Source organism: Salinicola sp. 4072, from assembly GCF_036663415.1.
GTDB classification, from domain to species: domain Bacteria; phylum Pseudomonadota; class Gammaproteobacteria; order Pseudomonadales; family Halomonadaceae; genus Salinicola; species Salinicola salarius_A.
The window spans coordinates 76,213-94,373 of the sequence record NZ_JAXOVV010000008.1 but is presented as its reverse complement, the minus strand read 5'-3'; the positions used below and the strand labels follow the sequence as shown (position 1 = coordinate 94,373).

The 18,161-nt window shown below is 64.4% G+C and carries 15 protein-coding genes; 10 read left to right on the top strand and 5 right to left on the bottom strand.

Annotation, left to right across the window (positions count from 1 at the left end; genetic code table 11):
* Positions 1 to 112: 112 nt before the first annotated feature.
* Entirely contained in the window at positions 113 to 2,638 is a 2,526-nt protein-coding gene (gene glgP / locus R3F72_RS07940; protein ID WP_332779374.1) for an alpha-glucan family phosphorylase, read from the bottom strand.
* 423 nt (positions 2,639 to 3,061) lie between these two features.
* On the opposite strand from glgP, the gene fnr reads away from it, so the two are divergent.
* The 4 genes from fnr (at position 3,062) to R3F72_RS07920 (ending at position 7,039) form a co-directional block, all read left to right on the top strand.
* On the top strand, positions 3,062 to 3,832 hold the full coding sequence (gene fnr / locus R3F72_RS07935; RefSeq protein WP_332779373.1) for a fumarate/nitrate reduction transcriptional regulator Fnr: 771 nt from the start codon (positions 3,062 to 3,064) through the stop codon (positions 3,830 to 3,832).
* Between the two features lie 325 nt (positions 3,833 to 4,157).
* On the top strand, positions 4,158 to 4,973 hold the full coding sequence (locus tag R3F72_RS07930; protein ID WP_332779372.1) for a glycosyltransferase family 2 protein: 816 nt from the start codon (positions 4,158 to 4,160) through the stop codon (positions 4,971 to 4,973).
* Positions 4,970 to 5,266, top strand: coding sequence for a lipid-A-disaccharide synthase N-terminal domain-containing protein (locus R3F72_RS07925; protein ID WP_087719004.1), 297 nt, complete (start codon positions 4,970 to 4,972; stop codon positions 5,264 to 5,266). Before R3F72_RS07930 ends, R3F72_RS07925 begins: the two co-directional genes overlap by 4 nt.
* A gap of 15 nt (positions 5,267 to 5,281) precedes the next feature.
* Positions 5,282 to 7,039, top strand: a complete 1,758-nt coding sequence (locus tag R3F72_RS07920) for an ArnT family glycosyltransferase (RefSeq protein WP_332779371.1) — start codon at positions 5,282 to 5,284, stop codon at positions 7,037 to 7,039.
* 74 nt (positions 7,040 to 7,113) lie between these two features.
* On the opposite strand, the gene R3F72_RS07915 is transcribed toward R3F72_RS07920, so the two are convergent.
* Together R3F72_RS07915 and R3F72_RS07910 are read right to left on the bottom strand one after the other, a co-directional pair.
* Positions 7,114 to 8,514 (bottom strand): ATP-binding protein, encoded by a 1,401-nt coding sequence (locus tag R3F72_RS07915; RefSeq protein WP_087719002.1) that lies wholly within the window; start codon positions 8,512 to 8,514, stop codon positions 7,114 to 7,116.
* Positions 8,511 to 9,173, bottom strand: coding sequence for a response regulator transcription factor (locus R3F72_RS07910; RefSeq protein ID WP_332779370.1), 663 nt, complete (start codon positions 9,171 to 9,173; stop codon positions 8,511 to 8,513). The genes R3F72_RS07915 and R3F72_RS07910 overlap by 4 nt, the downstream gene beginning before the upstream one ends.
* Before the next feature lie 226 nt (positions 9,174 to 9,399).
* Here R3F72_RS07910 and R3F72_RS07905 point away from each other — a divergent pair, with 226 nt between their 5' ends.
* From R3F72_RS07905 to cobO, 4 genes are all read left to right on the top strand, one after another.
* Entirely contained in the window at positions 9,400 to 11,022 is a 1,623-nt protein-coding gene (locus R3F72_RS07905; protein ID WP_332779369.1) for an ArnT family glycosyltransferase, read from the top strand.
* An 85-nt stretch (positions 11,023 to 11,107) separates the two neighbouring features.
* Positions 11,108 to 12,097 (top strand): SDR family NAD(P)-dependent oxidoreductase, encoded by a 990-nt coding sequence (locus R3F72_RS07900; RefSeq protein WP_087718999.1) that lies wholly within the window; start codon positions 11,108 to 11,110, stop codon positions 12,095 to 12,097.
* An 88-nt stretch (positions 12,098 to 12,185) separates the two neighbouring features.
* A complete protein-coding gene (locus R3F72_RS07895) occupies positions 12,186 to 12,494 on the top strand; it encodes a winged helix-turn-helix domain-containing protein (protein WP_087718998.1) in 309 nt (102 codons plus the stop codon).
* Positions 12,495 to 12,552: 58 nt separating this feature from the next.
* Complete coding sequence (gene cobO / locus R3F72_RS07890) at positions 12,553 to 13,152, top strand: cob(I)yrinic acid a,c-diamide adenosyltransferase (RefSeq protein ID WP_071232171.1); 600 nt, start codon at positions 12,553 to 12,555, stop codon at positions 13,150 to 13,152.
* 392 nt (positions 13,153 to 13,544) lie between these two features.
* Here the strand turns inward: cobO and R3F72_RS07885 are convergent, their stop codons facing one another.
* Positions 13,545 to 14,462 (bottom strand): cobalamin-binding protein, encoded by a 918-nt coding sequence (locus tag R3F72_RS07885; RefSeq protein WP_332779368.1) that lies wholly within the window; start codon positions 14,460 to 14,462, stop codon positions 13,545 to 13,547.
* A 136-nt stretch (positions 14,463 to 14,598) separates the two neighbouring features.
* Between R3F72_RS07885 and R3F72_RS07880 the strand changes: the two genes are divergently transcribed.
* Positions 14,599 to 15,420: an SIMPL domain-containing protein gene (locus R3F72_RS07880; protein ID WP_303853539.1), complete on the top strand. Its 822-nt coding sequence runs from the start codon at positions 14,599 to 14,601 to the stop codon at positions 15,418 to 15,420.
* Between the two features lie 371 nt (positions 15,421 to 15,791).
* Here the strand turns inward: R3F72_RS07880 and R3F72_RS07875 are convergent, their stop codons facing one another.
* On the bottom strand, positions 15,792 to 17,237 hold the full coding sequence (locus R3F72_RS07875; RefSeq protein ID WP_087718995.1) for a sodium-dependent transporter: 1,446 nt from the start codon (positions 17,235 to 17,237) through the stop codon (positions 15,792 to 15,794).
* Positions 17,238 to 17,497: 260 nt separating this feature from the next.
* Here R3F72_RS07875 and R3F72_RS07870 point away from each other — a divergent pair, with 260 nt between their 5' ends.
* Positions 17,498 to 18,154 carry a potassium channel family protein gene (locus R3F72_RS07870; RefSeq protein WP_179208876.1) on the top strand — a complete coding sequence of 219 codons (657 nt, stop codon included), beginning with the start codon at positions 17,498 to 17,500 and terminating at the stop codon, positions 18,152 to 18,154.
* Positions 18,155 to 18,161: the final 7 nt, after the last annotated feature.

The following is an 18,161-nucleotide window of genomic DNA, read 5'->3' as shown; positions in this document are numbered from 1 at the left end:
GGTCAGACAAGGCAAAAATCGGTGAAAAGACGGAGTTTACGCGGTGTAAATGAGTACTTTGAGCCGATTTTTAACGCCGTATGGCCGAGCGCAGGCAGTTTTCAGACAAAGCCTAGCCGCCCTGCCACAGTACCCGGGGTTCTTCGAGGATACTGATCAGGTCGATGGGTGCAGGACGCAGCCGCACGGTAAAATCGGTCACCGGCCGGTAACTGGTGATCCGGGTTTCGTAGATCGCCTCGCCGCTGCGAGAAAAGTCCACGTTCTGGATCATCGGCTGACAAATCGCGGCTCTTCCACTGACGCCATCGGCATAGAGCTCGACCAGAAGCGCCTCTGGAGTGAGCTCGCCCAGCCGGACGCGTGCCCGGAATCGATGCTGATGACCATCGCTTTCCGTCTCCACCGATTCGAAGGCGACTTCGGACCAGTACCGATCCAGTTGCCGGCGACGATTCACGATCCGGTGCCCTCGGGCACCGTCATTGGCTGCCCGGTCACGCCAGGCCTCGGCCAGGGGAATGTAGTACCGCTCGACATACTGGGGAAGCGATCGGTTGGTGGAATACAGCGGCGTCAGCCGTGCCATGCTCTCGCGCATGCGTGCCACCCAGTCCACCGGGATGTCCGCTTCGTCGCGGGTATAGAAGGCGGGCAGCACCTCGTGCTCGAGCAGGTGATAAAGCGCTTCGGCCTCCTGAGCATCGTAGCCGGGGTCGTCCGTGTGCTCGCGGCCGTCGCCCAGCGCCCATCCCACCTCGGGGGCGTACGCCTCGGCCCACCAGCCATCCAGCTCGGAGAGATTGAGGCCACCGTTGACCAGCACCTTCATGCCGCTGGTGCCACAGGCCTCCCACGGTCGCCGCGGGGTGTTGAGCCACACGTCGACGCCCTGCACCAGCTGTTCGGTGAGCTGCATGTTGTAATCGGCCAGGAACACCACCCGATGGCCGACATTCTCCTCCCGAATGAACCGCACCCACTGCTGGATCAACGCCTGCCCCGTCCTGTCCGCCGGATGTGCCTTGCCGGCCAGCACCAGTTGCATCGGGCGTTCGGGGTGGGTCAGCAACGCCTTCAGGCGCTGCGGATCGTGAAGCAGCAGGTTGGGGCGCTTGTAGGTCGCAAAGCGTCGGGCGAAGCCCAGTATCATGATCCGCGGTTCGAACACCTGCCGGGCGCTCTCGATGGCCTCCGGCGTTGCGCCAGCCGTCGCCAGCTGGTGTGCCAGGCGCTCACGAAGCTGCTCGACGAGCTCCCGGTTGGCCTCGGTCCGAAACTGCCACAGGGTGGCATCATCGAGGTGACGGATGCTCATCGCCAGCGGCTCGCTGCACCCCAGCCAGCGCTCCTTTCCGCAGGCTCGGGTCCAGAGCGCGTCGGCCGGCGCCGAATCCCAGCTCGGCATGTGGACGCCATTGGTGACGTGAGCGATGGGCAGCTCCGGCGTCGGCCAACGGGGAAACAGCGGCTGGAAAATGTGACGGCTGACCCTGGCATGCAGCTGGCTGACACCATTGATGAAGCCGCTGCCCCGGCAGGCGAGCCACGCCATGTTGAAGGGCTCGTCATTCTCCCCCGAGCGGCTACGCCCCAGCGCCAGCAGATCGGCCAGCGGAATCTTCAATTTCTCTTCGGCGTAGTGCTGCAGGTACTGCGCGATCAGCGCGGGGGGAAACCGGTCGAAGCCGGCGGCGACCGCGGTATGGGTGGTGAAGAGATTGCCGGCGCGGGTAATGGTCAGTGCGGTCTCGAAGTCGGTGCCGGTGCACTGCATGTAGCTGCGCGCCCGCTCCAGCACGACCAGCGCCGCATGGCCCTCGTTGAGATGACAGACCTGCGGATGCAGCTCGAGGGCTTCGAGCAAGCGCCAACCGCCGATGCCCAGCACCATCTCCTGCTTGAGCCGGAGCTCGGCATCGCCGCCATAGAGTTCGCTGGTGATGCCGCGATGGGCGGGATAATTGGCGATGTCGTTGCTGTCCAGCAGGTAGAGCGTCACCCGCCCGATGCGGGCCTGCCAGGCCCGCAGCCATACCGAGTAGCCCGGCAGCACGATTTGCAGGCGCAGCCATTCGCCATTCGCGGTGCGCAGCGGCGTGATGGGCAGCTGCCCGGGGTCGTTGTAGGGATACAGCGCGTGTTGCCTACCGTCGCTGTCGATCAGCTGGCGAAAATAGCCCTGCTGATAGAGCAGTCCGATACCGATGATGGGAACGCCGAGATCACTTGCTGCCTTGAGATGATCGCCGGCCACGTTACCCAGCCCGCCGGAATAGATCGGCAGTGCTTCGCTGACCATGAACTCCATGCTGAAGTAGGCCACAGCGGTGAAAGGCGCCCTGGGGTGACTCTGCTCGAACCAGCTGGGAAGACCGTGCTGCTCGCGATCGCGGCGTGCCAGCTGCTCCAGTCGGTTTCGAAATTCCGGATCGGCCAGCGTCCGGGCGAGCTTCTCGCGCGATACCGCCTGCAGCACCGCCCAGGGGTTGTGTGTCAGGTTCCAGAGGGTGGTATCCAGCTCCCGCCAGATCCTGTCGGTGGCATGCTTCCACGTCCCGCTCAGATCCAGTGCCAGCTCGACCAAGGTATCGAAGCCCTCGATGGCCGCCCCAGGCAGTTCGTACGGTGATGTCACGGTGCATGCTCCTTCACTGCCGAACCGATATGCTCGATACGGAACGCCGCCATTGTCGGGTCGATGGTCGCCCCGGAGGATGTGGATAGCCACCTGTCGGAAGGTATACCGCTGTTCGGTGCCACGGCTTGACCGGGATCAATTCCGCGCGCTGCCGGCGGGTGTAAAAGGCAGGCCGGGAGATGAACGATGACGACGACCAAGGCGCCTGATCGAACAACGAACGTCCCGTAGCCACCCGGTTTTACCGAATGTAAAGAAACCCCGCTCGCGGCGACAGCCTGCTTACATCATCACTGTTGAATTCCCGGTCTTTTCTCGCTCTACTACCGCCGTTACGCATCACGTTCGCACAAGCCGTTGTTCCCTGTCACAAGGCCAGACTTGATAACATCGACAAGTCACGAAGCGAGGGGTGGCGTCATGTCCGTATCACCCATTGGTGGCCCCTGCCGCCCCGGTCCCGGCACTCACTGTCGTACTTGCAGCCTCAGTTCGTTGTGTTTGCCCCTGGCTCTGAACACGCAGGCCATGGAAGATTTCGATGCCATCATCAGGCGGCGAGCGCCGCTGGTGCGTGGCGAAGTGCTCTGCCGCCAGGGGGAGCCGTTCACGCAGATCTTTGCGGTTCGCTCCGGCAGCTTCAAGCAGGTCGTGCTCGATCAGGATGGCGAGGAACAGATCAGCCACTTCCATCTGCCGGGCGAGCTGATGGGCCTGGAAAGCATCGAGGAAGGAAGCCACGCGGGATTCATCATCGCCCTGGAACGCTCGACGGCCTGCGAAATTCCCTTTCATCAGCTGGACGCCCTCGCCGAGCGAATGCCGGAGTTGCGCAATCAGCTCTATCGCAGCATGAGCCGCATCATGGGTGACGAACATCGCCTGATCCGGTTGTTGACCTGCAAAAGCGCCGACGAACGGATGGCGAGCTTTCTCCTGGATCTGGCACGACGTTTCGAGCGTTACGGCTACTCCCCCGAGCGCTTCCGCCTGCCGATGTCCCGCACCGATATCGGCAATTACCTGGGGCTCGCTCTCGAAACGGTGAGCCGCATTCTCGGCCGGTTGCAGCAGCAGTCGCTGATAGCGCTCGACGGCCGGGAGCTTCGCATTCTGCAGCCCGAGGCCCTATATCAGCGCTCCCAGACCTCTCACTGCCGAGCCAGACCCGCCGTCATCCACCAGCACTGATCCTGCGGTGACATTCCGCGCAGCGCACCGCGGTATCCGGCCAGGGGATATCGAGCCCCTTGAGATATCGAGCCCCTTAAGCTTTCTTTAAGTCTGAAACGCGACCATTGCCCACCATATTGGCTCCCGCACTGCGGTCGGTCCGCGTCTGGTTTATTTTTACAGACAAGAGTTTCATGAAGGCCGCAAGCGACGCTTCATCAAGCCCATTTCATCAAGCGGGAGTGTGCTCATTGCGCATGAAGAAGCGTTCTGTCAGCAACGCCGTTGAATGTTACAGGGCGGACCGCGCTTACCGGTCCCATTGCCAGGAAAATTGTCATTGATGCATTCCTCTCTCCAATCCTCCCTCCTGTCATCCGTTCCGCCACCCCTGCTCTCGATCCTGATACCGGCCAAGGATGAAGCCGGCAATCTCCCCCGCCTGCTCGATGAAATCAGTCTGGCGCTCGCCGATATCGACCACGAGGTGATCGTGGTCGACGATGCCTCGACGGACGGCACCTGGGAACTGCTGAGACAGCGTGCGGAGAAGGATGCCCGCCTGCGCCCGCTGCGGCATGCACGGAGCGCCGGGCAGAGCACCTCGGTCTGGCAGGCGGCCTGGGCGGCCCGCGGCACCTGGCTGGGCACGCTGGATGGCGACGGCCAGAACGATCCGGCCGACCTGCCCAGGCTGTTCGAACGCGCCCAGCGTGGCGACGTGACACTCGTCGCCGGCCATCGCACCAACCGCCGGGACGACTGGATCAAGCGCGTCTCGTCCAGGGTCGCCAACCGGGTTCGCTCTGCGCTGCTCAACGACGCGACGCCCGACACCGGATGCGGCCTCAAGGTGGTGCGCCGCGACGCCTTCCTGTCGTTGCCCTATTTCGATCACATGCACCGTTTCCTGCCGGCGCTGGTACGCGCCCAAGGCGGCGAGTGCGTCTCGGTCCCCGTCAATCACCGTCCGCGCGGCGCGGGAAAGTCGCATTACGGCCTCAACAACCGGCTATGGGTCGGCCTGGTGGACATGGTCGGCGTGATCTGGCTGCGGCGACGAAGCCGGCTGCCGGCAGTCATCGCCGACTCGATCCAGCCCGGTCCGGCGCCCGTCGAAAACCGCACGGAGTCGAACGACGTGGAGCCGGCGCCATGAATCAGGAATGGCTGTGGGTGACCATCGGCTTCATCGGCCAGGCGCTGTTCTCGGCGCGTTTCATCATTCAATGGCTCGCCAGCGAGCGCGCCAGGCGCAGCATCATCCCGGTCGCATTCTGGTTCTTCAGCCTGGGCGGCGGTGCCACGCTGCTGGCCTACGCGATCTATCGGCGCGATCCGGTATTCATCGCCGGCCAAGGTGCCGGATTGATCATCTACGTGCGTAACCTGATGCTGATCCGGCGTGAAAAGCGGCAGACGGCCCCGCCGGAAGATGTCTCGAACTCCTGAACGGAAACTCTCTCCATGCGACGCTTTCTGACCGATCCATCACAGGCACGCTATCGGCGTGCCTGGCTATTGTTGCTGCTGTTCACCGTGGTGCTGCTGGGCATCGGTATCGGCCTGCGCGATCCGTGGCCGGCCGACGAGCCGCGCTTTGCCCTGAATGCGCTGGAAATGCTGCGCACCGGGCAATTCTGGTTTCCGCACCGCGGCGGCGAGCTCTACCCCGACAAACCGCCGGTGTTCATGTGGGCTTCGGCCCTGAGCATCTGGCTCACCGGCTCCGTGCGCTGGGGATTCCTGATTCCGACGGCACTGGCCGGCGTCGGTACGCTGTTGCTGGTCGTCGATCTGTGTCGGCGTCTTCACGGCAGGCGCGTCGCGCTGTTGTCCGGCCTGGCGCTGCTGACGGCCTTCCAGTTCGTGCTGCAGGCCAAGACGGCGCAGATCGACATGATGCTGACCTTCTTCACCACGCTGGCGTCCTACGGCTTGCTGCGACACGCGCTGCTGGGGCCGGACCGGTGCTGGTGGTTGATCGGCTGGGCGGCGATGGGACTCGGCATCATCACCAAGGGCGTCGGCATCCTGCCGCTGACGCTGCTGCCAGCCTGGCTCTGGATGGGCTATCTCGGCGATTTTCGCAAGAACGCTCGCGGAAAAATCACACGCATCACGCTCAAGGATGCCATTCGGGGCATTGGCGTCATGCTGCTGTGCGTGGCCGCCTGGGCCGTGCCGATGGTCCTCATGGCGACCTGGGGAGACGACCCTTCACTGGCCGCCTACCGGGACAATATCCTGTTCAAGCAGACCGGCCAGCGCTATGCCGACTCCTGGGCCCATCTCGAGCCCTGGTACTACTACCTGGTCAAGGTACTGCCCTGGGCCTGGATGCCGCTGATTCTGGCGTTCCCCTGGGCGATTCCGGCCTGGTGGCGACGGTTGCGGCGATCCGACGCGCGGATCTGGCTTCCGCTCAGTTCGGTGGTCCTGATCGTGACCTTCTTCTCCCTGTCACCCGGAAAACGCGGCGTCTACATGCTGCCGACCGTGCCGCTGCTGGTGCTGGCGATGGCGCCGCTGCTGCCCGGCCTGATCGCAAGGAAGCGCCTGCACTGGCTGGGGTTCGGCCTGCTGGCCTTGCTGGGCGGCCTTCTGTTGATCGCCGGCATCCTGGGTCTCGCCGGCCTGCCCGCGCTGGCCAAGATCGCCGAGCGTCATGCCGTATCGCCCTGGGCGTGGTGGATCGTCATCGGCGCCGTCGCCGTCGGGCTGCTGGTCGTCATGCGGCCCCGCCGCGGGCTGTGGGCGCTGGGCAGCTGGCTGGCGGTGTTCTGGATCAGTTGGTCGACCTGGGGCTACGCCCTGCAGGACCACGCCCGCTCGCCTCGCGACATGATGGCCGAGGTCGAATCGATCACCGGTGCCGGAGCCTGGCTGGCCCTGCCGGACTACGACGAGGAGTTTCTGCTGCAGTCGCGCCAGCCCAGCATCCAGTTCGGCGACAAGACCCCGGCCCAAGACCAGCTCCTGCGCGCTTTCGCGTGGCTGCAGCAGGACGATAGCCGCTGGATGTTCGCGATGAAACGCCAGGCCGAGGACTACGCCTGCATCGATCAGGCCCGGATTCATGACATGGGCATCCAGAACGGGGACGCCTGGTGGCTGGTGCCGGCCACCGCCGTCGGCGAGTGCCGGGGAGACGAAGCGGCAGCGCCGATCTTCGTGGCGCCGACGACGCTGCCGGACGAGACCGGCAGCGCGCCTCGGGTGTAGAAGAAACGGACGCAAGCGAAAGGAATGCAGGAAAAAGCTCGCTGGAGGAGTCGATCACGCCACCGGGCGGCGGATCAAACGACGGGATCAAGCCAGTCCAGCCGAACCCGCAAGCCGCCGCCCTCGCGGTTGGCAAGCGTCATCGTCAAGCGCTGCCGCTCGGCCATCTCGGAGGCGATCGACAACCCCAGCCCGCTGCCGCTGATACGCTGGTCGGAAGCCCGCTGGAAGCGCTGCGTCACGGCCTCCAGCAGCGGTTCCGGAATGCCGGGGCCGGAGTCGTCGATAGTCAGCCATGGGTGACGTTTATCGACACCGACCGCCACGCTCACTTCGCCTCCCGGTGGGGTATAGCGCAGCGCATTGTCCATCAGGTTGCGGATCAGAATCCCCAGCTCGGTGGCATTGCCGACGACGTTTACCGGCTCGCCTTCGACGATATCCAGCGTCTGCTGTCGGGATTCGGCCAGCGGCCAGAGATCGGCGGCCAGATCCATGACCAGCGCCGGCAGCCGGACCCTCTCCGGCGCCGGACGCTCCTGGCGGATATCCAGGCGCGCCAGCAGCAGCAGTTGCTCGACCACCCGTTGCAGGCGCTCGATCCCGTTGTAGGCCTTGTCCAGCGCACTGGGCTCGCCGAAGCGGGCGTTGTCGAGATGGATCTTCATCGCCGCCAGCGGGGTTCTCAGCTCGTGCGCGGCATCGGCGGTAAAGCGCCGCTCGCGCTCGAGCGTCTGGCCCAGACGCTCGATGAAATCGTTGAGCGCCCCGCGCAGTGTCTGCAGCTCTTGCGGCACGTCCACCCGGATCGGGCTGAGATCTCTTTCGTCTCGGGTCTGAACCTGGCGGGAAAGATGATCGATCGGTTTCAGCCCGCGCCGGATCAGTCTGGCAATCAGCCAGATCAGGATCGGCAGCGCCAGCAGCAGCGGTACGAAGTTGCCCCAGGCGACCTTGTTGGAAAGTTCATCCTGGAACGACTCGCGCAGGCCCACGCTGATCCAGCGTCCGCCATCGATCGGCATGCTGAACACACGCCAGCGATGGTCACCGTAACTGACCCAGCGGTGCCCCTCCTTGTCGGGCGGGGGAAATTCCTCGTCCCGGGCATCCCAGCGCGCTCCCATCAAGATTGGTTGACGGTCGGCACCCCAGAAGCCCAGCGACAGCATTCGTTCTTCATGGTCGTAGAGCTTCGGCTTGGCGACCTGCGAAATGGGATTGTCGGTCTCGCCATACCAGCGGGCGAAATGCCCCGGTTGCGACAGCTTCTCGGCGACCGCCCGGTATTCCTGTGGTGTCGTATCGACATCGACCAGTGCCGCGACTACTCGTGCCTGCAGGCTGAGCTGGGCATCGAAGATTTCTTCCATCTCGTGGCGCGTAATCAGGTACGCGGCGGTCACTGCCAGCGCCATGACCACCAGCAGGACCCCAATGAGCATGTAGTTGAGGTAGCGGCGAATCGATGTCATGCCGCGCGGCTGTCCAACCGATAGCCGATCCCGCGGACAGTGGTGATCAGGTGCTTGTCCAGCTTGCGGCGCAGATGATGGACATGGACTTCCAGCGCGTTGGAACCGACCTCTTCTCCCCAGCCGTACAGCAGGCTTTCCAGTTTGGGGCGCGACATGACCTTGTCGCGGTTTCTGGCCAATTCGAGCAGCAGGGCGAACTCCCGGCGACCCAGGGTGATCGCGTTGCCCTTCCAGCTGACTTCATGTTGCGATTCGTCGATGGTCAATCGTCCGATCGACAGCAACTGGGTCGAGCGGCCCTCGGCACGCCGCGTCACGACCCGCATTCGCGCCAGCAGCTCCTGCAGGTCGAAGGGCTTGAGCACGTAGTCGTCGGCCCCGGCATCCAGCCCGGCGATCCGCTGCTCGACCGCATCCCGCGCCGTCAGGATCAAGACCGGCAGCGGATGCTGGCGCCGGATACTTCTGAGTACGTCCAGACCATCGATATCCGGCAGGCCAAGATCGAGAACGACCAGCGAGAATGGCTCGACACGCACCGCTTCCAGTGCATCCCGTCCCTTCATCAGCCAGTCCACCACGTAACCTTCCCGGATCAGGGCAGTCCGGATACCGTCCCCCAGCAGGGGATCGTCTTCCACCAACAATACGCGCATTGCGGTTTCCGTCTTCGTTGACCATCAGGGAGCTCGACAGGAACTCGCCCATTCGATCCTATTGAGACATACCCACCTTAACGGTTTCTTATCGCGCCTTGCGCCTCATTCATGCCACCGGCGCCCAGCGCCAGGCTGGCCGCCGATCGCCTTCCGTTCCCGATAATGTTTCGTTAAGGGAACGCCATCAAAGTAGCCTCCCTCAGCCATCTTGGGGCGCGATCTGATGATCACCACCCGCAGACTCTCGCACACTCTATCGCTCCTGCAGTGGGAAGCCAGATACCGGGATACCTTCGTCATCGCCCTGCTCTGGGCAATGGCGCTCGCCAGCGCCCTGGCCAGGCCGCTGACACCCATCGACGAGACCCGCTACGTCTCGGTCGCCTGGGAGATGTGGAACGCCCACGCCTTCTGGCTGCCGCTGATGAACGGCGAAGCCTACGCCGACAAGCCGCCGCTGCTGTTCTGGCTGATCCAGTCCGGCTGGTCGCTGTTCGGGGTCAACGACTGGTGGCCCAAGCTGATCTCGCCGCTGGCATCGCTGGTCGCGATGATGCATCTCTACCGTATCGCCCGCCGCCTGGGCTACGCCGGCAGCCAGGCACGGCTGGCCCCCATGGTGCTCAGCGCCATGCTGATGTGGTCTCTCTATAGCAGCGCACTGATGTTCGATGTGCTGTTGAGTGCTTGCCTGCTGGGCACCATTTCTCCCCTGATCGCAGGCGTCTTCACCCTGCGCAAGGCATCGATCAGCGGGATCTGGCTGGGGCTGGCCCTGCTCGCCAAGGGTCCGGCCGCCTTCGTGACGCTGGCCCCGATTCTGCTGACGATTCCGCTCTGGCGAGCCACGCCGCTGGGCCAGTCGGGGCGGCGCCACCTTGCCCTGGCGCTGATGCTGGGATTCGCCATGCTGCTGGCCTGGGCGCTACCTGCCGCCTGGATCGGCGGGCGCGACTATGCCCAGGACTTGCTCTGGGGCCAGAGCGTCAATCGCTTGCAGCACGCCATGGCCCATGCCAGACCGACCTGGTGGTATCTGCCCTGGTTGCCACTGCTGGCGTTTCCCTGGTCGCTGTCGTCGGGCGCATGGTGGCGGTTCCCGACCCATCGGCATCAACGCCTGGCCTGGATCTGGCTGGCCGGGCCACTGCTGATCTTTTCGCTGATCAGCGGCAAGCAGATCCATTACCTGATGCCGCTACTGCCGGCGCTGGCGCTGCTCGTCATGGACGGCCTTGGCCGTGTCGACCCTCGGCAAGTCCTTCGCCCCCGTCTGGCAGCGGCGGCCATCGTCGTGCTCGGTGTGGTAGCCCTGGGGCTGGGAGTTTTCGGTGCCGATGCCGTGACCCGTTCGATGGTGTCGCCCTTCGGCATTCTGGTACTGATCGCCTTCGCCGTCATTCTCTGGCGCCAGCGCTGGCATGGCGGTGCCGAGGCGGCTCGAGGACTCGCCCTCGGCACAGGTATCGCCGTGCTGATCGCCACCCAGCTGATGCTGGCTCCCCTCTGGAGCCGATACGACGTCAGTGCGGCCAGTCAGTTGCTCGCCCGGCTGGAACTCGACGGCGTGCCCGTCGCCTTCAATGGTGACGGCTACCAGGCGACCTTCCAGTTTGCAGGCCGTTTGAAAAAGCCGCTCGTCACATTGAGCGGTGACCCTGCAGAGCTGTGCGAATTCAGGCATCGGGCGCCCGACGGCTGGATCGTGGGCCGCGACCGCGATCTTCGTTCATTGATCGCCAACGATGGCGCTGCTCACGTCTTCGATTATCGTGGAGGCAAGCTGGATATCGTCCCCGTCAGGGCACTAGCGCTGGATTCCCGGATACCCGCGTGTGATGGATGACATTCCATCGTCACCCGCGGCCAAAGCAATGAAGATTCGCTCAAGATAAAAGCGGTGAAGGTTCGTTTAAGGATAGAAAACTGGCATGAAAATACTCGTCACCGGCGCCGCCGGGTTCATCGGCTTCCACCTGGCCAACCGCCTCGCTCGCGATGGTCACGAGGTCGTCGCGCTGGACAATCTCAACGACTACTACGCCGTCTCGCTCAAGCAGGCGCGCGTGGACCGGTTAACGGGCGTCCCCTTTCACCATCTGGATATCGCGGATCTGGCATCGCTGGATGCGCTTTTCGCGCGCGAGGGCTTCACCCACGTCGTCAATCTGGCAGCGCAGGCCGGCGTGCGTCATTCCGTCGACCATCCCCACGAGTACGGCCGCAGCAACCTGACGGGGTTTCTCAACGTGCTCGATGTCTGCAAGCGCCACGGGATCGAGCATCTGCTCTACGCTTCCTCCAGTTCGGTCTATGGTCGCCAGAAGACACTGCCATTTCGGGAAACGGACCCCGTGGATCAGCCGGCCTCGATCTACGCCGCGACCAAGCGCGCCAACGAGATGATGGCCTACAGCTACGCCGACCTGCACCAGTTGCCGGCCACCGGCATGCGCTTCTTCACCGTCTACGGCCCGTGGGGGCGACCGGACATGGCGCCCTGCCTGTTTGCCGCCAGCCTGCTGCGCGGCGAGCCGATCGCGATCTTCAACCACGGCCGCATGGCGAGAGACTTCACCTATATCGACGATGTGGTCGAGTGCATCGTGCGGCTGCTGCCCCACGCGCCCGGCCTCGGCCCGGATCGTTCGGCACCCCACGAAATCTACAACCTGGGCCGCGGCAAGCCGATCGCCCTGCTCGACTTCGTCGACACGCTGGAAAAGCGCCTGGGCACCACTGCCACCCGACACTTCAAGCAGATGCAGCCGGGCGACGTCGAGCGCACCTGGGCAGATACCCGCAAGTTGCGGTCGGTCATCGATTACACGCCTCAGGTCTCTCTCGAGCGGGGCATCGATCGCTTCGTTGCCTGGCTGCTCGACTATCGCGAGCTCATGCTGGAAGCGATGCCCACCTGAGCCGCGTCCCCTCACGCGGTCAACGGTCGTCGAACGGGCCGCATTGGCGTAGCATCTGGCCTCTGATGCCCATTCGACGAGCCCGCGCATGCCCCTGAGCAAGACCCGCACCAGCTTCTACCGCCGCCTCTATGTCGCCCACCTGATCGACACCGGCCTCGCCGCGAGCGTGCCGGCCATCGTCGAGATCAGTGGCATGCCGCGTCGTACCGCCCAGGACACCCTGGCAGCGCTGGGCGAACTCGATATCCGCTGTGAATTCGAACAGTCCGAGGGCGAGCGTCACCAGATCGGGCGCTACGTGATCCGCGACTGGGGGCCGATCTCGCCGGCCTGGCTGGAACGCCACGCCGGCGAGATCGCCGAAGCCCTGGGTTATCCGCTTCCCGGGGTCTGAGTCCGGCTCTCTCTTCGCACCGCCCGGCAAAGGCAATCGATACCGTTTGGAGCTCCCCATGAGTGATCGCCAGCAGCGTCACCAGCAAGCCATGCAGAAACTCAAATCCCACGTCGACGAAAAGATCGCCGCCGCCACCGAGCAGCGTGGCCTGCTGCTGGTCTTCACCGGCAACGGCAAGGGCAAGACCACGGCGGCGTGGGGCACCGTCACCCGCGCGCTGGGTTACGGCTATCGTGTCGGCGTGATCCAGTTCATCAAGGGGCTGTGGGAGTGCGGCGAGCGCGACCGGCTGATCGACGATCCCAGTCTCGAGGTCCACGTGATGGCCACGGGCTTCACCTGGGAGACCCAGAACCGCGACAGCGACACCGCGGCCTGTCTAGAAGTGTGGCGGGAAGCCGAGCGGATGCTCGCCGATCCCGACGTCTATCTGGTGGTGCTCGACGAGCTCACCTACATGCTCAAGTTCGGCTATCTGGAGTTCGAAACGGTCAGGCGCGCCATCGCCAACCGTCCGCCGGAGCAGAGCGTCATCGTCACCGGGCGCAATGCGCACCGCGAGCTTGTCGAGATGGCGGATACCGTCACCGAGATGCAAGAGACCCGGCATGCCTTCAATGCGGGAATTCAAGCGCGTCGCGGCATCGACTATTAAAGCCACGAGTCATGAGCCACGAGCTGCGAGCTAAGAGCTAAGAGCTGCGGGCCAAGAGCTAAGGACCAAGGGCCACGAGCTATGAAACGCGGCCAATAGTTCCGTTTCGGCTATCGACTCGTCGGCTAGGGTCTGTTGACGTTTCATGCACGGCCGCGCCGGAGCCAGTTTTTGTGCGGGGCAAGGCGTGAGGAGCGTAGTTTGGTCATTCCAAATGAACGACGAATAACGCAGCACCGTGCAAAAACTGGCCCGGCCCTTCGGGTTGCACGGCAAATGGCGCCATGCGGCGTTGCGGGATTGGAAAAGGGAACCACCCTTCTCTGCATCCCGCGCCTGGCCTGGCGCCATTTGGCGCAGCAACGCGGTTCGCGCTGAAACGTCAACAGACCCTAGCGGCTCGCCTCAGCAAGTGCTCGACATACCTCGCGCACGCCTTCGATCATGCGCGGCCCGGGGCGGCTGATGGCGTCCGGTTCCAGTGTGTAGAGCGCGCCGTCGCGTACCGCCGGCAGCTCGTCGTGGCTGGCCCAGAAGGCCTGCCAGCCATCGTCGTTGCCCGCTGCCAGAATCACCTGCGGCTGCGCCTCGATCAGCGATTCCCAGCCGATCTGCGGAACCAGCACCGGAGCGTCGTCGAACAGTGGCGCCCCACCGCAATGACGAATGACCTGAGTCACGATCTGGCCGCCTGCCAGCGTGGTCAGCGGAGACTGCCCCAACTGGTAGAACACCCGCGGCGGCGGCGAGAGCAGTTGGGCGGTCTCGTCCAGCGCCGCCTCGAAACGCTGCGCGGCGCGCTCCCCTTTCGCGGCGTGTCCGGTGAGCCGGCCGATATCCCGCAGTTCATCCGCGGTCTCGCCGAGCCGGCGCGGCTCGCTGCGATAGACGGGAATATCCAGCCGCTCCAACTGCTCGACCAGCGACGCTGGCGTGCCGCTTCCCCAGGCGAGCACGAGATCGGGCCGTTTGGCGACGATCAGTTCGAGCGGAATGCCGCGATAGCTGCCGACACGATCGATCTGCCGCGCCGCCGGCGGGAAGTCGCTGCCGTCGATGACGCCGACCAGCTGGCTGCCGGCGCCGACGGCATAGCTCGACTCCACCAGATGCGGCGCCAGCGCGATGATGCGCTCGGCCGGCTGCGCCAGCGTCACGGTATGACCGCTGGCGTCCTCGACGCTGATGGTCTCGGCGTCACCGGCCGCGACGCAGGCGAGCGGCCAGCAGGCCAGCGCCAGCAACGAACCTGGCGACCGACGACCGACGGCGGATCTCGATCGGCTCGGCAATAGGGAAAGACAGCGCATCATCGACTCGGCGGGTTGGGTTAATGGCGCGGGCGAGCATAGCATGGGAACCGAATGGCGCTGCAGGCGTCCATGCAACGTTCGCCTCCGCGCGAACGACGCTTCTCGATACCGGTTTCTCGACAGAGGAAATGCCATGTCTCTCTCCACGCTCAACCACTCACGGGTTGCCGCCCGGCCGTTGAAACGCCATGGCGCGCTCGGCCGCGCCATCGGCCTGGGTCTGGCCGGCGCGCTGGCGACGCTCACGCTCGCCACGCCGGCACTCGCCGACAAGACACCGCGTCAGATTCAGGTCCAGGCCAACGCGACGATCGATGTCGCGCCGGACCAGGCGACGCTGAATGCCCGGCTGTGGGAGCGAACGCCCGCCCAGGTCCAGGGAGAGGAAACGTCGGGCAACAGCGACGTCATCAAGGAAGCGCGGGACCGGCTCGAAACCCGCACCGGCGAGCTGATACGGACACTGGAAAATGCCGGTGTCGACAGCAAGCAGATCCGCGCCGGCTCGCTCAGCGTGCGTCCCGATTACATGCAGACCGCCAGCCGGGGCGAAGACAGTGCGCCGCCGAAGGTACGCACCCAGGTCGAGCGCTCGGTGTCGTTGACGCTGAACGAACTCGACCGGCTGCCGCGCGTGCTCGACGCCCTGACCGCCGCCGGTGTCGATTCCCTCGACGGTGTCAGCTACGGGCTGCAGGACAGCAACGCCGCCGACGACCGAGCGCTCGAGCAGGCGCTCGAGCGGGCGCGCCAGAAGGCCAGGATGATGGCGAAGACGCTGGACGTGGATCTGGGCGATGTCGTCAATATCCAGGAAACCACCGCGCCCCGCTATCAGCCGCAGATGATGATGCGCGCCGCCGAGGCCGACAGCAGCGGCAGCTCGGCCGAGTACCGCAGCGGCGAGATCAGCATCGACGCGGGCGTCAGCGTCATCTGGGAAATCGACGACTGACGACTCATCTGAAACCAGTTGACTCAAAAAACCACATCATCGAATACTCCACCTTTATGACGCCTTCCGGACGGCGCTGGACGATGGAGCGCTGAGCCGGGTCTTGCGTCATGGATGACGCAAGAGGCGCGTTGGGCAGGATGCCCTTTCGCGCCGACCCGAGTTCAGCGATCAAGCGTTCAGGCTTTCGCCGTCCGAGGCGTCAAAGCGGGGAGCGCGAGGGGCTATGCCCCTCGCAGTCACGAGCAAAAGGATAGTCAATGCTCGGTCAGTGGTAAGCTTGCCTTGGCTGAATTCATCACCCTGACGAACAGATGCTACCAGCGCTCTGAATGACATGATGGCGGGCCACCCATCCGGCTAAACGGGACTCATGCCCGCCGCGTCATGCGCCCGACAACGACCTCGCCGATCAACGCCAGGGCGAGAATGGCAGCGATCCAGCGCCAGTCGAACCCGGCCCCCAGGGCGCCGAGCGCGTCCAGGAATACCACCACGATGGCCAGCGGGCAGACGTAACGGATCGCGAATCGCCACAGCGCGTGAACCGCCGAAGGCAGCCCCAGTTCCTCCTCGAGACTCTCCCGCCGCAACACGAATCCGGCCAGTATTGCCGTTCCCAGCCCGCCCAGCGGCATCAGGAAGCGCGAGGTCAGGAAGTCGAGCCAGTCGAAGAAGTGGCGCCCCGCCAGCTTCCAGTCCGCGCCGACGTTGAACGACAGCATGGCGAGCGTGCTCACCACCCACAACAGGATACCGACGCCCCAGGCTGCCCTGGCACGCGATACGCCGTGGCTTTCGTTCAGCCACGCGACCGTGGCTTCGATCATCGAGATGGCGGATGTCAGCGCGGCAACGGTGAGCATCAAGAAGAAGATCGTCTCGATCACGCCGCCCAGCGGCATCTGCTGAAACGCCAGCGGCAGGCTCATGAAGATCAGCCCCGGGCCGGAGGCCGGGTCCATGCCGTTGGCGAAGATCACCGGGAAGATCGCCAGCCCGGCCATCAACGCCACCAGCGTATCGCAGATGGCGACCATCAGCGTGGTACGACCGATGGACTGGCCGGCCGGCAGATAGGCGCCATAAGTCAGAATGGCGCCGGAGGCCAGCGACAGGGTGAAGAAGGCATGCCCCATCGCGGCCAGTACCGCTTGTCCGGTGAGCTTGCCGGGATCGAAGGCAAACAGAAAATGCACCCCGGCCCCGAAGCTGCCGGAAAAGAACGCATAGACGATCATGATCACCAACATGATCACCAGCCCCGGCATCATCCAGCGCACGCTGCGTTCGATACCCGCCTGCACGCCCAGTCCCACGATCGCCATCGTCGCCAGCGTGACCAGCGTGCTCCAGAACCCCAGGTTCCAGGGGTTGGCGTTGTTGGCGCCGAAGATCGCCGCCATGCCTTCGACACTATCGGCACTCAGGCCGCCGCTGAGCGACTTCCACAGATAGGAGACCGCCCAGCCGGCGACCACGACATAGAACGACAGGATCATGAAGCCGCACAGCATCGCCATCCAGCCGAGCCCCGACCACAGGCCGCTGCGCCCGGATTCTCTCGCCACCCGGCGGATGGCGTCGATCGGGCTGCCCCGCCCGCGTCGCCCCAGCGCAATCTCGGTCATCATCACCGGCACGCCGATGGCGGCGATGCACAGCAGATAGACCATGACGAACGCCCCGCCGCCATACTCGCCGGTCATGTAGGGGAACTTCCAGATGTTGCCCAGGCCTACCGAAGAGCCGGTCGCCGCCAGGACGAAGCCCCAGCGTCCCAGCCACAGGTTCTTGGGTGATGCGATTGCGGTCATGCTTCCTCGTCGTTCCAGTGGAAGGCCTGATCGAGTCAGGCCCTATCAAGCCCGGATCCGGCGCAAAGAGTCGCCCATGACGGGCGGAAGTGTCCCGATGACGGGCAATGCGGCGGGGGATTGTAGCGTCGACGAGGCCTATGCGCGACCGCCTCATGGTTGGTGCGATGCCGGGGCTTGTGCAAAGCTTGGCACACGACGATGATCCAACCCGTTCGGTGGGTGTTTCATTCCAGACAGAGCTTCGCAAGGAGATTCCGATGTCCCGGCACTTCGCCATTCTGGGGTTGGGCTATTTCGGCAGTACCGTCGCGCGTGAATTGAAACGCCACCAGAACCAGGTGCTGGGCGTCGACTCGGACGACACCCGGGTCGACGCCCTCTCGGACATCCTCGATCACGCCGTGATCGCCGACCTCACTGACGAAAAGGCGCTGGGCGAGCTCTCGCTGGACGCCTACGATGTCGTCGTCATCGCTGTCGACGACGACGTCGAGACCAGCGTGATCTGCACGCTCCACGTCAAGGAACTGGGCGCGAAGGAGATCTGGGCCAAGGCGGACTCGGATTCCCACTACAAGCTGCTCAAGCGCCTCGGTGCCGATCGCGTGGTCTACCCGGAATACGATGTCGGTGTGCGGGTGGCGGAGAGTCTCAACTACCATGCCATGGTCGATTTCATTCGACTGGGCGAGCGCCAGTTCATCGTCGAGATCGAGACCACCGAACGCCTGCTCGAAAACGCCACCAGTGTCGCCAGTCTCGCGCTCGATCGCGATGCGCTGTTTCTGGTCGCCATCAAGCGTGGCCAGGAGGTGCTCCACAATCCTTCCGACGAGACCCCGCTGCAGACCGGCGACAGCCTGATCCTGATGGGCGATCTGCAGGCCCTGCGCGAGATCGGCAAGCAGATATGAATTCCCC

What these genes read in the sequence shown, in the direction of transcription:
- fnr (WP_332779373.1), top strand. Translation starts at nt 3,062, where the DNA reads ATGTCCGTATCACCCATTGGTGGCCCCTGCCGCCCCGGTCCCGGCACT.
- R3F72_RS07930 (WP_332779372.1), top strand. Translation starts at nt 4,158, where the DNA reads ATGCATTCCTCTCTCCAATCCTCCCTCCTGTCATCCGTTCCGCCACCC.
- R3F72_RS07925 (WP_087719004.1), top strand. Translation starts at nt 4,970, where the DNA reads ATGAATCAGGAATGGCTGTGGGTGACCATCGGCTTCATCGGCCAGGCG.
- R3F72_RS07920 (WP_332779371.1), top strand. Translation starts at nt 5,282, where the DNA reads ATGCGACGCTTTCTGACCGATCCATCACAGGCACGCTATCGGCGTGCC.
- R3F72_RS07915 (WP_087719002.1), bottom strand. Translation starts at nt 8,514, where the DNA reads ATGACATCGATTCGCCGCTACCTCAACTACATGCTCATTGGGGTCCTG.
- R3F72_RS07910 (WP_332779370.1), bottom strand. Translation starts at nt 9,173, where the DNA reads ATGCGCGTATTGTTGGTGGAAGACGATCCCCTGCTGGGGGACGGTATC.
- R3F72_RS07905 (WP_332779369.1), top strand. Translation starts at nt 9,400, where the DNA reads ATGATCACCACCCGCAGACTCTCGCACACTCTATCGCTCCTGCAGTGG.
- R3F72_RS07900 (WP_087718999.1), top strand. Translation starts at nt 11,108, where the DNA reads ATGAAAATACTCGTCACCGGCGCCGCCGGGTTCATCGGCTTCCACCTG.
- R3F72_RS07895 (WP_087718998.1), top strand. Translation starts at nt 12,186, where the DNA reads ATGCCCCTGAGCAAGACCCGCACCAGCTTCTACCGCCGCCTCTATGTC.
- cobO (WP_071232171.1), top strand. Translation starts at nt 12,553, where the DNA reads ATGAGTGATCGCCAGCAGCGTCACCAGCAAGCCATGCAGAAACTCAAA.
- R3F72_RS07885 (WP_332779368.1), bottom strand. Translation starts at nt 14,462, where the DNA reads ATGCGCTGTCTTTCCCTATTGCCGAGCCGATCGAGATCCGCCGTCGGT.
- R3F72_RS07880 (WP_303853539.1), top strand. Translation starts at nt 14,599, where the DNA reads ATGTCTCTCTCCACGCTCAACCACTCACGGGTTGCCGCCCGGCCGTTG.
- R3F72_RS07875 (WP_087718995.1), bottom strand. Translation starts at nt 17,237, where the DNA reads ATGACCGCAATCGCATCACCCAAGAACCTGTGGCTGGGACGCTGGGGC.
- R3F72_RS07870 (WP_179208876.1), top strand. Translation starts at nt 17,498, where the DNA reads ATGTCCCGGCACTTCGCCATTCTGGGGTTGGGCTATTTCGGCAGTACC.